The 14,406-nt window shown below is 45.5% G+C and carries 16 protein-coding genes and 1 tRNA gene; 12 read left to right on the top strand and 5 right to left on the bottom strand.

The window, feature by feature from the left end:
- Positions 1-55: 55 nt before the first annotated feature.
- The gene (locus A9G06_RS22020; RefSeq protein WP_139126257.1) at positions 56-514 is read right to left on the bottom strand and encodes a hypothetical protein; all 459 of its coding nucleotides are present in this window, start codon (positions 512-514) and stop codon (positions 56-58) included.
- A gap of 385 nt (positions 515-899) precedes the next feature.
- Between A9G06_RS22020 and A9G06_RS15500 the strand changes: the two genes are divergently transcribed.
- The 11 genes from A9G06_RS15500 to A9G06_RS15445 all read left to right on the top strand — a co-directional run bounded on the left by A9G06_RS15500 (position 900) and on the right by A9G06_RS15445 (position 9,859).
- Positions 900-1,106, top strand: coding sequence for a hypothetical protein (locus A9G06_RS15500; RefSeq protein WP_069555781.1), 207 nt, complete (start codon positions 900-902; stop codon positions 1,104-1,106).
- Positions 1,103-1,582 carry a hypothetical protein gene (locus A9G06_RS15495; protein ID WP_069529945.1) on the top strand — a complete coding sequence of 160 codons (480 nt, stop codon included), beginning with the start codon at positions 1,103-1,105 and terminating at the stop codon, positions 1,580-1,582. The genes A9G06_RS15500 and A9G06_RS15495 overlap by 4 nt, the downstream gene beginning before the upstream one ends.
- A gap of 68 nt (positions 1,583-1,650) precedes the next feature.
- Positions 1,651-3,441 carry a primase-helicase family protein gene (locus A9G06_RS15490; protein WP_069529947.1) on the top strand — a complete coding sequence of 597 codons (1,791 nt, stop codon included), beginning with the start codon at positions 1,651-1,653 and terminating at the stop codon, positions 3,439-3,441.
- A 659-nt stretch (positions 3,442-4,100) separates the two neighbouring features.
- Positions 4,101-5,138, top strand: coding sequence for a hypothetical protein (locus tag A9G06_RS15485; RefSeq protein ID WP_139123928.1), 1,038 nt, complete (start codon positions 4,101-4,103; stop codon positions 5,136-5,138).
- Between the two features lie 187 nt (positions 5,139-5,325).
- Positions 5,326-6,318, top strand: a complete 993-nt coding sequence (locus A9G06_RS22015; protein ID WP_139123929.1) for a zinc-ribbon domain-containing protein — start codon at positions 5,326-5,328, stop codon at positions 6,316-6,318.
- A 226-nt stretch (positions 6,319-6,544) separates the two neighbouring features.
- Complete coding sequence (locus A9G06_RS15475; RefSeq protein ID WP_069529951.1) at positions 6,545-6,844, top strand: hypothetical protein; 300 nt, start codon at positions 6,545-6,547, stop codon at positions 6,842-6,844.
- A complete protein-coding gene (locus A9G06_RS15470; protein WP_069529952.1) occupies positions 6,837-7,202 on the top strand; it encodes a hypothetical protein in 366 nt (121 codons plus the stop codon). The genes A9G06_RS15475 and A9G06_RS15470 overlap by 8 nt, the downstream gene beginning before the upstream one ends.
- Positions 7,195-7,416 carry a hypothetical protein gene (locus tag A9G06_RS15465; RefSeq protein ID WP_069529953.1) on the top strand — a complete coding sequence of 74 codons (222 nt, stop codon included), beginning with the start codon at positions 7,195-7,197 and terminating at the stop codon, positions 7,414-7,416. Before A9G06_RS15470 ends, A9G06_RS15465 begins: the two co-directional genes overlap by 8 nt.
- 560 nt (positions 7,417-7,976) lie before the next feature.
- A complete protein-coding gene (locus A9G06_RS15455; protein ID WP_069529956.1) occupies positions 7,977-8,417 on the top strand; it encodes a hypothetical protein in 441 nt (146 codons plus the stop codon).
- Positions 8,418-8,536: 119 nt separating this feature from the next.
- Positions 8,537-9,175: a hypothetical protein gene (locus A9G06_RS15450; protein WP_069529958.1), complete on the top strand. Its 639-nt coding sequence runs from the start codon at positions 8,537-8,539 to the stop codon at positions 9,173-9,175.
- 3 nt (positions 9,176-9,178) lie between these two features.
- The gene (locus A9G06_RS15445) at positions 9,179-9,859 is read left to right on the top strand and encodes a hypothetical protein (protein WP_069529960.1); all 681 of its coding nucleotides are present in this window, start codon (positions 9,179-9,181) and stop codon (positions 9,857-9,859) included.
- 26 nt (positions 9,860-9,885) lie between these two features.
- Here A9G06_RS15445 and A9G06_RS15440 read toward each other — a convergent pair whose 3' ends face one another.
- The gene (locus tag A9G06_RS15440) at positions 9,886-10,827 is read right to left on the bottom strand and encodes an STM4504/CBY_0614 family protein (protein ID WP_069529962.1); all 942 of its coding nucleotides are present in this window, start codon (positions 10,825-10,827) and stop codon (positions 9,886-9,888) included.
- A gap of 283 nt (positions 10,828-11,110) precedes the next feature.
- On the opposite strand from A9G06_RS15440, the gene A9G06_RS15435 reads away from it, so the two are divergent.
- Complete coding sequence (locus A9G06_RS15435; protein ID WP_083243806.1) at positions 11,111-11,830, top strand: ABC transporter substrate-binding protein; 720 nt, start codon at positions 11,111-11,113, stop codon at positions 11,828-11,830.
- A 117-nt stretch (positions 11,831-11,947) separates the two neighbouring features.
- Here A9G06_RS15435 and yjjG read toward each other — a convergent pair whose 3' ends face one another.
- The 3 genes from yjjG to A9G06_RS15420 all read right to left on the bottom strand — a co-directional run bounded on the left by yjjG (position 11,948) and on the right by A9G06_RS15420 (position 14,390).
- A complete protein-coding gene (gene yjjG, locus A9G06_RS15430; protein ID WP_069555779.1) occupies positions 11,948-12,628 on the bottom strand; it encodes a pyrimidine 5'-nucleotidase in 681 nt (226 codons plus the stop codon).
- Between the two features lie 14 nt (positions 12,629-12,642).
- Complete coding sequence (locus tag A9G06_RS15425; protein ID WP_069555778.1) at positions 12,643-14,142, bottom strand: leucyl aminopeptidase family protein; 1,500 nt, start codon at positions 14,140-14,142, stop codon at positions 12,643-12,645.
- Positions 14,143-14,313: 171 nt separating this feature from the next.
- Positions 14,314-14,390 (bottom strand) — tRNA-Met (locus A9G06_RS15420).
- Between the last annotated feature and the right edge of the window lie 16 nt (positions 14,391-14,406).

The following is a 14,406-nucleotide window of genomic DNA, read 5'->3' as shown; positions in this document are numbered from 1 at the left end:
CACAGTCTTCTGTTTCGTATAAAAAATGGAAATTCCAAAAACTTTTTTCGCTGGGTTAAACTGGGATGATGATTTCACAGTCTTTCAGATATTCAGCGTCTTCACGGCGCGGATGCTCAATCAGCAGGTAATCCCGGATCTTGTTGATATCACCCTTTCTGATTAGCTCTTGAATCTGACGTGTCTTGGACAAATGGCATGGATTGCACACGCTGACGAAATTATCGCGGCAGCGAGCATGGTGGTGATTAGGGTCAAGTGATAGTTCAAGATGGTGGTCAACAGCAATAGCGGTGCGACGGCCACAATGCTCGCATATTGGATAAGAGGCCCTATGGCTTTTAGATAGCTTTCGCCAACCACTTGAATTATAGAAATCCATGTTGGTATCTAAGCCTTTGACTGTTGTTTTAGTATATTTCCGAGATTTGTGGACTTTCTTGTGGGCAGGACAATACCAGCCGCTACCTTCGAATACGGTAGTGCAGCTTGGATGGCTACAAAGTTTTTTCATATTAGCTCCTTTTATTTTATTTAGGTGACCACCTGTGGAGCCCCAGAGAAAAAAGTTTTCACAAGTGATTAGCGTGGATCAGATTATGTCGAGGCTGTGATAGGAAAGAGTCGTTTTTATAAAATGCCCCCCCTATAGCAAAATGAGCACAATGTTTATTACCGTTGGAGGTAGTGTTATTATTACTTCATCAAGAGTTGCCTCTTGTCTGATTTTGTTTCGGTAGTCCACTGATTTGAATATTTCATGATGTTTATCACCCTGTTTTTATGCAGTATAATAAACAGGTATTTCACGATATATCCTTTTTAAAGCCAACTCCCTTGTGGGTTGGTTTTATTTTGATCGATGAAAAACACACACTTATTAGTTCAAGGAGAATAAAATGGCAGTTACAAACCCAATTACCTCATACGAGAGAAAGATAATCGAGACTTACGGCCTCACCATGTATACATTCGCAATCACAGGTCATACGAAGTCCAAGATTTATAACTGGATCAAGAAATACGATATCAAAGTTCCTGAAATGGCAGATGTTCACCAACGTGTTACTGATATCGTTAAACAGTACGAGAAGGACAAGCAATGACCGAAACTGTTTATATCAATGACAAGGAGCATATTCTACGGAGGCTTGCCGAGTTCGTGAGGGATAGAAATGTATTCTATCTGGCGAGGAAGGGAAAATGCTCAGGGAGCAGACAGGAACCAAGACATTTTGTTTTATTCGATGTTAATGGTGATAGTGCTGAATGGTATTCTTACAGTTACAAGACTCTCAATGCCGTTTTTAAGGCATGGTGTATTGATAACCATAACGAACGATTTTTAATGTCATTCGGTGAACTGGGATTCAAGTCTATGGAAAACTTCGCTGAATATTTCGGTATAAAGAAGGAAGGCATATATCGAGGCGGTAATAAAAACCAGCTTAAAAACTGGTTAGATCAAGATGAAATAGAAGAACGTTATGGATTTAAGGCAAGGATCTACGATGTAACACTCAGGAATAATCGCCTTTTATTCCACGCGCCGAGAGTATCGGCTTTTTGTGAATCAAATTAAAATCAACTTTATGAGGAAAGTAAAATGATGAAAATTCAAATAATCCACCAATTCAAAGGAGATATATCGTGGAAAATACCCATAAATCGAAGTTTTCGATTCAAGAAGTAAAAGAACTATACGCCGATGCCGATCAAATCAAAATTTATAGTGCATTGGATAAATTCGGCCTAGACGAGCATGAGATTAAACACATGCTTGAATTAGAGGAGGAGTTTAGGCCGAAACTGGCACTAACTCGACTCGTTAGCCTGCTTAAAGACAAGGAAGAAGTAAAGAAACAGATTCAGAAGAACATGACGACGGATGAATCGTTGTTACATTTCTATGATTACCTGAATCGAAAAAACATATTCTACCTTGGTGACACCGAAGAATTCGTAATGCTTGAGCCGGTGGGATATGAAGACGAACCACACAATTACAGGTGGACTACTCTGACATTCAAACAGCTAAAGGAGCGTTATGATAATGGTGATCATCCGACTCCTAGAATCAAAACACTTGATAATATTCTATTAGATAGCAGGGTTGATTCTGGCATAGGTGCCATTTTTAAAATGGCAAAATGCTACCTCGGTGGCCGCGAGACAACTCGCCGATTCAATTTTAGAACGTCTTCATCCCGACGCATGGATGAAGAAACACTGAATATGTGCGAGGTGGAGAAAGAAAAGTGGATTATGAACTCGGACGAGTATCACATTGCAGATCCCCGTAAGCCAGATCCATATATTAAGGCATTGCTATGGTCTATTTCAGGAGAGAAGCAGGAAAACTTTGACCATATATGTAAATGCATTCTCTGGAAACTAAAGGGCAATGTTATGCACACATTGCCGTCATTAGTGTTATTCGGTGGTCAGGGTTCAGGTAAATCGACATTCACCAGTGTACTTATGCCCACTGTGTTTCATGGTTCTAGTTCTTGCGTATCAGGTAAAATCGACGATTTGAGCCGATTTAACAGCTATATGGAAGGTGCACATCTTGTATATTTTGATGAGGCAAAGCTAGACAAGCGTTTCAATGAAGAACTGAAAAAAACAATCGGTAACGTTAGCATACCCATCGAGAAGAAGGGACAGGACAAATATTACATCGACAACCTTGCCTGGTATGTGTTCTGTACTAACGACGAATTCGGCGCTGTTGCATTAAGCCAAGACGCCAGTGAGAACAGGCGATTCAGTATTTGTAAGGGCAACGATGCGCTGTGGAAAGTAATAACACGAGAATTCGGAGTTAGCACTGAGGCAGAGGCAAGAGATATTGAACGTCTTGTTATAAACGCTTGCAAAGACAGAAAAGCAGTAGCGCAGACTATAAAGTGGATCGAGAAGACTTACTGGGAAAGTATGAATAACCGCTGTCCAAGAGCATTGCACGGTGAAGACTATGAAAATCTATTGGGTATGCAGAAGTCGGATAAAGATCATCTGGCGGAAGATATTCTTATGTCTTGCGTTAAAAATGAGACACTTGCGCCGATGCGTGATTGCGTGAAACTGTGGCGAGAAAGAGCTGGCACAGCACGACACTCGAATTATGACGAGCGAGCGATCAAGACTCTGTTTGCAGAAGTGGCGAAACGGAACGGGTGGAATATCACGGGTGATAAACGAAAGCAAATTGGTGGTGTGATGTACAATCCAAACGTGATAATCACCGGCATTGATTTTAAACAGGTTGTATATAGCGAACTTGAAAGAAACTTCGACCAATATATTAGTGATCGTGAATTCGAGGAGGTAACAGGTAGTGTGGAAATAGATTCTCCTACTAAGTTAAAAGGCGTTGATTTTGATTTCGGTTTGTCTGCGGCCAACGATGACGAGTTGGAAGAACTGCTCAAATAACACTTGCAGTCGGTTGCAATATTTTTTGCAAAGTTGCAAACCGACTTGCAAGTAAAAAATCACATAAGCTATTGATTTAATTGAGGTTTTTCAAAAGTTGCAACGGTTGCAGATTTTTCTGACCAAATCGCCACAGCCAGCGGCACCACCAGAACTGAGATACAGGTTGTATTAGTAATCACGTATTATTTTTTCCAACTTAAAAAAAAATTTACAAGTGTTACAACTTTCTCTGGAAGTCAATGGCCACGCTGGCTGGACCGATTTTCGTGGTTGCAACTCACTTGCAACTGTTGCAAAAAAATTTGCAACTTTCACCAACAACATGAAAAGACCTGAAGGCGCGAAGCGCCTTTGAGTTGCAAAAAATATTGCAACTCGGTTTGCAACTCAAATACAAAAATTTGCAACTGTCTACAAGAATCAAAACACAACAGTGGCAAAAAAGGCAAAATTTTGCCACTCATTTTGCCACGAGGAATTCAGGCACCACGCTGCTTAGACCACTATTTTGCTTATTTTGTTATTTTTTTAAAAGTTTAGAAATAATATAATAGAGTATTACTCCATACACTGCTGCTTCTCTTCTCTGGAGGAAACGTGGTGGTGGCGAACTTACATATTTTTCTTGTAAAAATGGCAAAATTTCACGGAAGTCAGTGGCCACGCTGGCTGGACCGATTTTTCGATGGCAAATCAAAAGACAAACAAATGGCAAAAAGGCAAACCGTTTTGTCAAAACACAAATCATAGGAGATAACGTGGAATTTAATATATCAATTAACAAAGAAACATCATCTGACCGCATGATGACAAAAACAGAAGCAAATGAAAAGGCTTATCGCGGCTGGAAAATAACTACGCTTGATTGGACTGAATCAAAAGTCAAGACTGTTTTCAAATGTGAGTGGATGGCAGGGCTATCAACTGACGGACGTAAACGCAAAGAATCAATCGCCGGTGTCGGTGTTCTATTTCTTGATATAGACGACCCAACAAAACACGGCGCTGAACTGCTTGATATAGTCCACCAGCGACTGTCTAACGCTGGCTACGCTCATGCAATTGCTACCTCTGCTAATCATATGCGAGAGAAGATCAAATCGTCTGGTGAAGTCTTACCAGCTTGCCCACGCTTGAAGATAATGATACCGCTGGCATCACCTTACCTATTCGTCGGCAATGAAGAAGAACGAGAACAGAAGCGGGAGAACTGGAAAGCTGGTGCAAAACGGATTACCGCATATTTTGAACGTCTGTTGGAATGCGAGTTGGATCATTCAAGCCTCGATGCTAATAGGTACTCATACAGAGTTAATCCACAGGCTGATAACTTCGAATTCAGATTCGCAGACGGTAAAGGACTCGATGCTAAGAATTATTGCTATCCGGCACCGGTGAATTATCTTGCGGAAGCTCGACGCAAAAGACTTGCGGAGCGATTTAACGGCGATGACAGCATGGAACGAGTCAAAGACGCCGCTCGGTATTTTTTTAGTGAGCACAGGGGTCGGGATGAATGGGTAAACGTGTGTTTCGCTGTGGCGAATTTATTCGGGATATATGAACTAAAGAACATGACGACGATGACGAAAGGAGAGGAATCTGGGTTTTCTCGACAAACGAGTGGAAGAACTGTCGGCGCTGGGACTATTATCCACCTAGCGAAGCAATACGGCTGGGAATACAAGAAATAAGCTGGTGGCGCAGCCACCAGCAATAACGATTGTTTACTGGTGTGTGGAGCCTGTTATCATTACCAAATAAATCGTTAGCCAATAAGAGTGCCTTCTACCTCGAAGATCACTTCGTCCACTATTGTTTGCGGCTTTGGTGGGCACTCTTATTAGTTAATCGCACCCGCAAAGTGTAAAGAGGTAGAAGTTGAAAAGTTTAGAAGATTGGAAGTTAGAATACGAACAAGATGAATTTTGTGGCACTGAATTAAAGACGCCGAAAGGCGGTGTTTTAACTGTTGTTGGGATTGCTGGTAAACAGGGGGCAAATAAGTTATACGCTTGTCATTGCTCTATTTGTCACCAAGACGAACAGATGTTTCCAGAGTTAGAAACAAGCGTAAAGAGGAGTCTTGTTAAACAGGGTTCTGTTCCTTGCGCCTGTTCTAAAACCTATCGGTGGAATGATCGTCAATATCGTTTGAGATTAACTAATCCAGACTATGAGATTATCAGTCAAGAACCGATCACTGGTGCCAGACAGAAAATCAAACTCAGATGCAATCATGACGGATATGAGTGGGAAGCTCAAGTGAATAACTTGTTGAATCACGGTAGAGGATGTCCGAAATGCGCTGATAGAAATCAGAGAAACGATGACCCAATAACTCCGGTGATGAAACGTTGTTCTGAACTCGATATCAAGTTCCATGGATTTGTTGGCGGAGAGTATAAGAACAAAAATACAAGACTGGATTTAGAATGTCATTGTGGAAATAAGTGGAAGCCAAGTTATGATAGTTTCGTTAATCATGGTGCTGGATGCCCCGCTTGTGCTAAGACTGGCTATTCACCTGATAAAGCAGGCGTTTTTTACGTGGTTCACTGGCATAAAGCCGATCACGAGTTCTTGAAATACGGCATTACGAATAAAGGCGAACAGCGTATCACGCAACAGATGAACTCCACAGATTACACGCCTACAATTCTCTACTTCCCTACTTTCAGTGACGGTAACGTGGCCGCTGAACTGGAACGAGAGTGTGACGCTAGACGTAATGAGCTATACGGGTGTAAGGGAGTAGTCTCTAAAGAAGACTTCCCAGACGGATATACCGAGACAATGAACGTGGATCAGTATGATTGGATCAATGAACTGGTGTTTGAATCTACCATGTGCCGATTAAAACCTCTTAAATAACATCGTGGGTAATGGGTATTCCCACGATTAGCTCCGCAGCCGCCTTCGGGCGGCTTTTTCATATCTCTATCACTGTGAAACTCAGTTTTCCAATCAACGAATCCCTGCTCGGATTTACCGCCCTGATTTGTGCAATCCACTGAACGCAATCCTGCACTGAGCTAAAAACTTAGCTGATTAAAAGCTCCACAGAGAGTCACCTAAATAGTTCATACAAGGAGCTAAAATGACAACGACTGAATTTATCAATGCGCTATCCCAGCGTACCAATATCCCAATAATCACCTCGAAAGATTTCATATTCATAGAATCGTCCGGCATCAAGGTATTAGAACATCATCACAAGATTGCGGTGAGTGTCTCCGGTAATGGTGAACAAGCTGAAACGCGATACAGCGATCCCTCAAACGAACTGATGCAGATACTCACACAAGCATTCGAACAAGCGGCAAAACGTCACCAGCAGCGTCTGGCAGATGAACGAATCAATCACATGAAGGACATGAAGGAGAGGAAGAATGTTTAATCCGACCAATATTGAAATGAAGGGCTTTGGCTTCGGCTTTAAAGCGAAACAATTTGAAGAAGTCGAACAATTTGAAGAAAAACAAGATGAAGTTTTCGAAGAAGCCACCAGCACCATCGACCCAGAATTCGAGATCGAGATTCGCCGTTTTGTTCGCTGTTGCTGGGCACACGGTCTCAAGGACGACTGGATTGACTCGCTGACAAAAACGAAACCCAACCCCTCAATTGCAGGTATGACTGGGCTACCGCGTGACGTAGTGGTCGAACTGATGAGGAATGAACTCAATGCAGTGGCAGAGATCGCTGAACGAGAGCGCGAGCTGGAAGCAGAGCGAATCGGTAAACTGTATGTCTGATGACATTTCTGATGACATTGAAGAGATCGCTGGTGGCTCGCTGCCAGTGATTTACCGTGATCTTGTCGTAGGTCGCTATGATGACATTAGCGAGGTGATGGAATCGATTCCTGAGCTGTTTGGCGTTGAATTGGAGCTGTTGGATTGTTATAGCCACTGGAAGATCGTCGAGACAGACGAACTTGATAGGATTTTAAGTGAACTGATTAGATAGCAAACAATTGATCAATACTGTGCGCCAGCACTTCGCGAAGCGATTATTCATTAAGTAGTATTATGATCAATATATTAATTATAGTAATAATTATCGCCTTCGGCGAAGTCGCTAACGCGACAATCTTATTAATGATTATTTTAATACTGATTTTTAATTATTAATATCTATCACTCACTGCGTTCGTGAAATCGCTAACGCGATAAGTTCAAAACCATTATAATCACACTTCGAATCCAGTAAACATTTTCAATCAAAAATAATTTGATAGCTCACATTTCAATCAATCGTCAACCTTTGTTTATTATGGCCATAATCAATGTTATGATCACAATATAACAAGGAGACAGTAAAATGATCTATCAAACAGCAAAACAAATCTGTGAACAAACAGACCAACACATTTCAAACATTTTCAAATCAATTTCAAATCTATGCCAGAAACACTCTATCAAGCCCACCAGCATTGATTTTGAAATCAAAGACAGCAAACTCCACTCACTGCTTATCAACGATCTGATGTTTACTCGTGGTAAATCGAATCACTGGGAGCGTGTCTAATGTCAGAATCAGGATATTTCAGTGGTCTATTCGGTGAAGATTCTGAATGGACTTTTCTCTGCCAAGAAACAGAGTACCGAAACAAATTCACGCCTAATGAAGATACTTTGTTTTTCTTCCACAAGAAACGCCTAATCGATTATTTCATTCAGGAATTTCAAGCGAGAGATACCTCGAATCGCTATTCACTGAAACAAGACGGTAATAGAGTTTTCTTCACCGACGGTTCACGCAGTATGATCACCTTGATTGTCGGTACAAATCACTTTCAACTTGATTTTGATTTCGGTGGCCAACTTGCTTTCAGCGCTGTTTTTGAAGCCAGTAATCGTGAACGATCATACTATTGGAAATCGAGCGAGATTATCACCGCACCTGGGCTTTATGCCGCGTTAGATATCATCATGAATCCTATTACCGCTGATAACTTCAAGTGCTAATGTTTATTATCATCATAACACATGATAATATTAACCTGTTGATGACTGTACCACTTGTGAAAATTACATTATCTGAGGAATATATCATGACCCATTAATTTAAAAGGAGCTATATCGAAATGCCTACTATTCAAATCCAAACCCAAAAAGAACTCTCTGAATCTGAAATCATGCGTCTGATTCAAGAAGATATCTTCCATCAGATTCACTCACGTTTTAACAAACTCGAAATCCCGACTGGTGGTATCATCGAAACACGTAACGGGTTCAGATTCGAAATCGATCACGGTGGTATCGAAGCTATCATGATTTCAAACGGCCACATTTTCTTCCAAGAAAAGGACACGATTGCCAAGGTCATCACCTTCGAGGGTGACCGATTCCGTATTACCGATGAAGAATATCACCCTGCCGTAGTGAGTGAGATTGCCAGTATTCTGCTTGAAGAGTTCGATCACGCCGAAGGCCAAGAGCTGTATGATAAAGCCAATCTGACAGACCTGATTAACATCGCTTTCATGTTCGGCGAGAAACATCGCTGGGTCACCTCTGAGGCTGTTTATGTCGATGATGCCGACCGCGATTTTAATGTCATTCTTGAAGCAGACGCTCATTTAATCAGTATTCATGCTGGCTTCGAAATTGATGGTTTGTCTCCGTTTAATCAAATCAGTCGTCATTGTGCTTTGCCCGCTAAAGCAGTTCGACTCACTATGAATAAATTCCGCAATGCTTATGCCAGCGTGAAGGGAGTTTAATCCATGAAACTAAAAAAACTCTCTGATAAAAAACTGAAAAAACTTGCTGCTGAGAAATTCATGAAACCGGTAATCGATAGCCTACGTGATATGGGCTATCGAGCCCATAATATCAAGCGTGGCAAGATCGACGGTGTTTATACCTCTGACACTGAATTCGGAATCTTAACAGTTATTCTTGGTAACACTGGTGATATTGAGCGTGATATCGGCACGGCTGCATTCACACTGGTAGAGAAAGACTTCCAGATGATGATTGCATTTGCTCATAACGGTAAATTCGAATACCTTTGTCCACCGGATTATCGCCAACATCTTGTTGAAGAGATCATTAGCACGTTACACCGCTATTATGAGCCGTCAGAAGACGCCTGCCAACGTGATAATATTTCACTGACAGACCTCCATAACATGGCATGGATGTTCGGCACCGAGCACCAAGTTGACGCTGACCGCGCTATCGCTGTTAAAGTCGATGGACATATCACTGTTGGTGTTATGGCTAAGGATAACTGGTATTTGATCATGCCTGTTATTGAAGGTGAAGACGAAGATAAGGACGAAGGCTATCGGATTTTCAAATATGATGATATGCCTGCCCGTGCAGTCGAAGATATCAAATCCAAATGTCGTGAACGTTATGCAGAAGCCCTTGCTAAACAAGTATCTGAACTAATCGAATGATTAAGGCCCCTTCGGGGCCTTTTTCGTTATTGGAGATTCTTTTCAGCGTTAGCGAGGAACAATAGATTGGTAGCAGTCAAATGAATCATATAACTAACAAAATGCTCTGGAATGTCTATTACTTCGGGGCCTTGCCCATGACTACCCATTTTATTTCTAATTCTTGGCACACCAGTTATAAGAATAGATTTGAGAATGTTTAATATTTCTTTAGGCTGACTAATTTGCCATGCGGGGAACAAGCCGTTAGCTGAACATGATTCAATCAGAGGACTTGCGGTGGCCTTGTCTTTCTCATAACTCCAACCACGCTTTTCATGAATCGCTTTCATCATACTTTCGAAAGAATTCCCACAACTGGAGATAGCCTCACGATATCGACCATGCCTATAGTGATCATGTGCCGTCATGAATTCATGTAAAGAACCTGCATAAAGGGGTTCGGAGTTTAATGCGGTAAGAATGGGCACCATGACTTCTGATTGTATAAATTCACTTTCAATTTTAATAATTTCAAGACTCTCTTTATCAATTTGATAGCCTACCGCAGACTCTCGAAATCTAGTATTGATTTCGTCAATGAGAGTTCCAACCTCAACATTTAATAAATCCCTTTTGCTATACTGATCGACTCGAACCATTACTAGGTGTAGCACACTCAAGAAGCCTTCCATATCGGAATAGTTTTCCACGTATGAAAATATCACTTGAGTTTCATAGTTCTTTTTACTGTACTGTCTAATTGCAAATTCGTCATGAGGGAGAAGTCCACCATTCTCAACCTCTATAATATATTTGACATCGCGGTATATGGGATTCATCACTCTATCTCGAACGGAAAAGAGTGCCTCATATATTTTTAAAATCTGAAATTTTAATTTTTGTGGTATTACGTCATACTGATAAACATCATTGAACTCACCGCGAAGACGTTTTTGACGCTTTGAATATGTTTCATGAATAGCCATCGTTGTTCCCTAACCCCATCAATTGATAAACAGGATTTTACCATCGTGGAGCTGTATGACTACAGAAAACAATCGTGTGCTTTTAAGCGTCAAAGTAAGGGATTCCACGCCCACGAACTGTGAGGGATGCACATCAGTGCATCCGCTCAACCCTCAGCACTGGTTACTCCGTCGTTCCTGTCCAATACTCACCGTATCAGCCTGTTCGAGGGTATGCGTTGTGTACAGACTCTTGTTGTTATGGTGTTTGTGTTGCCAGGCTACGGCACAGGAGTCATTGGTCGTGGGCTGGGTCGACTGGCAGCCCTTCAGTTATCGCAATGAACAGCAACAGCTCCGCGGACTGGATGTGGAGCTGCTCAATGCCATCTTCCTGCGGGCCGGTTATCAGGCCAAATTCAGTGAAATGCCCTGGGCTCGCGTGCTGCACGAGCTGAAATTCGGCACGGTTCAGCTGACCATGTCAGCCAATATCACCGCCGAGCGGCAGCAATATGCCCGCTTCAGCCACCCCTATCGGGAAGAGGAGACGGCCATCATCATCCGTCGGCAAGATGTCGAACGCTGGCGCGGGATCACCACCCTCGAGCAGTTGATCAACACCCCCGATTTCCATATCGGGGTGCTCAAGGGCTTTGATTACGGCAATACCTTCCGCCAGTTGATGGCAAGGCCCGAGCTGCAGCCTCGCTTGCAGATGCGCCTGCGGCTGGATCAGCTGCTGAAGATGTTGCAAGGGGGTCGGATCCAGGGGTTTATTCTGGATCCCCACGGACTGCAGGGGTGGCAGGATAAGGATGAAGCGCAGGATCAGCTGCATACCCTGCTGCGTATCGAAGTCACGCCGGTTCACCTGATGCTGAGCAAAGAGAGCACTACTGAGGCGCAACTGCAGCGGATCAATCAGGCTATCGATCAATTGAAACAGAGTCCCGACTATCAGCAGATCCTCGATCGCTATCAGTTCAGATCCCTGCATTCACAGGAAAACACTCATAAGTAAGGGGAGCATCAGCTCCCCTTACTGTCTCAAGCAAACCCAATCCTGTTTCAAACAACCCTGGTTGCAACTTGCCAGGACGTTTTGGTCACCGATAACGTGATGGGTTAAGCCTGGCTATCAGCGTCCCAGCACAATGTCGGCAAGGTGGGCGAAGTGGTGGATTTCGTGGGTGGCATCGCACTCGCCCGCTTGCCGCGCCGGGTTGTACCAGCAGGTTGCCAGCCCCTGCGCCGCCGCCCCGGCAATATCGGTTTTCGGATTATCCCCCACCATCAGCACCCGCGCAGGATCCGGCTGCCCCATCAGGGAGAGGGTGTGCTGGAAAATAGCTGGCGCCGGCTTGGTCACCCGAATTTCGTCGGAGATCACCAGCGGCTCGAACCACTCGCTCCAGCCCAGTTTGCCGAGCCGCCCCCGCTGGGGCACGCTGAAACCATTGGTGATGATCCCCATCCGCACCTTGCTGCGCAGCTGCTGCAGGGTCTCGACCACCCCTTCGAGAGGCATGCTAAGGGCAATGATCTGCTCTAGAAAGGTGTTGTTCATCGCCATGGGATCGGCGGCAACCTGCTGGGCAAAGAGGGAGAAGCGGGTCTGCTGCAACGCCCTTGCATCGATCTCGCCGTCGTTGTACTGCTGCCAGAGCCCGTGGTTGAGGGCGTGGTACTGCGCCATGCTGGCGTCATCAGCTTGTACGCCATAGATCTGCAAGGTGCACGTCAGCGCAGAGGCGACCGGAAAATCGAGCAGGGTTTCATCCAAATCGAACAGCACCCAGTCATAGCTTGGTTGTTTCACAGAAATCCTTGTAATCATTCAGATTGTTCAGAGGCTTGGCGACCAACTCTGCCAAGCGGGCTGGCCAGCAGATCCAGCGTGAGACGCACGCCGAAGCCGGTCACTTCGCTGGAGACCACCCCATTGCCCCCCTTGTTGCGAAAACCGCTCAGGTCGAAGTGCAGCCAGGGGGTCTGCTCGGGCACGAAGTGGGCGAGGAAACGGGCCGCATCAATGTGATCCGGCGAACTGCCCGGTGCACACTGCAACAGATCGGCCCACTCGCTCTCGATGTTGTCGTCGTAATCGTCATCAAGCGGGAAGGGCCAGACTCGTTCACCGCTGCGCTGACCCAGATTGACCAGCGATGCTATCCACTCGCTGCGATTGGTAAAGACGCCGCTGTAGCGGCTACCCAGCGCCCGTTTGCAGGCCCCGGTCAGGGTCGCGTAATCGAGCAGCAGATCAGGGGTATCCTGCACCGCCATCGCCAGGGTGTCGGCCAGTACCATTCGCCCTTCGGCATCGGTATCAACCACCTCGATGGAGGTGCCATTGATGGCGGTCACCACCTCGCCGGGGCGATAGGCGTGAGGGCCGATATGGTTCTCGGCAATGGCAAGCCAGCAGTGTACCTCGTAAGGCAACTGGGCTCGGCTGATGGCGTAGAGGGCCCCCAGCGCCACCGCGCTGCCACCCATGTCCAGATGCATGCCATACATGCTGCCAGAGACCTTGAGGTTGTAACCGCCAGAGTCGTGGCAGATCCCCTTTCCCACCAACGCAATGCGGCGCACCGGCTTGGGTGGATAGTAGCTGAGCTTGACCATGGCCCCCTGATTGTCTTCCGAGCCACGAGCAACGGCCAGAAACGCCCCCGCCCCCAACTCGGCCAGCTGCGCCTGATCATAGTGATGACACTGCCACCCCTCATCTTGCGCCAGCTTGCTGACAAACTCGCGATAGCTGGCGGCCGTCAGCTCGGAGGCAGGCAACACCGCCAGATGGCGCGCCAGCCCGTTGCCCCCCGCTTCGCTGTAGAGGCGCGCCAAGTCCAGCACCACCGCGGGTGAAACCTTGATCTGCTGATAGCTCCAGCTGCTTTCACTGCGGCGCTTGCTGGTGGGCAACGAAATATTGGCGGCAAGCAGGGCTGACAACATCACTTCGGCCAGCATCACTCGCTCGGAGGGAGAAAAACCTTCCAGATGCAGCCCAAGCCGCTCCACATTGAGCCCAGAAAGAGGAGCAATCCAGCCTCGGATCTGTTTATAGAGGCGGTGATCCCGCGTCACGCTGCCGGCCACAAACATCACCTGCAACAGGGTATTGCCGTGCATCAGGGTAAAGGGCGCTTTTTTCCCCAGCGCAAGCTGGGTCTGGAGACCTGCAAGAGCGGGCAGCGAAAGCAAGGACTCCTTCTGCTCTTCGGCGATCAGCAGCAGTTGCAACGGCAGCCCTTGGGCAAGGGCTTCGGCCAGCGTGGCATCCCGGCTTTCAATAGCAGGAGGAAGATAGGTGAAGGGAGTGATCACAGGCGCGTGCCTCATCCATGAAGAGATACCTGATGATACCCAACAAATGGTTGATACGACCAGTTTTGGTCTTGAAAAAGCGTCAGAAATAGCAGCAATCACCAGATGGTGACGAGCATCAAGAAGGATTGTTCAATGATTGGCAATGCAGGAAGGGAACGTACAGAAAGTTGGTTGCGGGGGCCGGATTTGAACCGACGACCTTCGGGTTATGAGCCCGACGAGCTACCGAGCTGCTCCACCCCGCGTCCGAATTGTCACCCC

Origin of the sequence: Aeromonas sp. DNP9 (genome assembly GCF_001728955.1) — a bacterium.
Lineage (GTDB): Bacteria > Pseudomonadota > Gammaproteobacteria > Enterobacterales > Aeromonadaceae > Aeromonas > Aeromonas veronii.
This window is presented reverse-complemented; position numbering and strand designations above follow the sequence as displayed.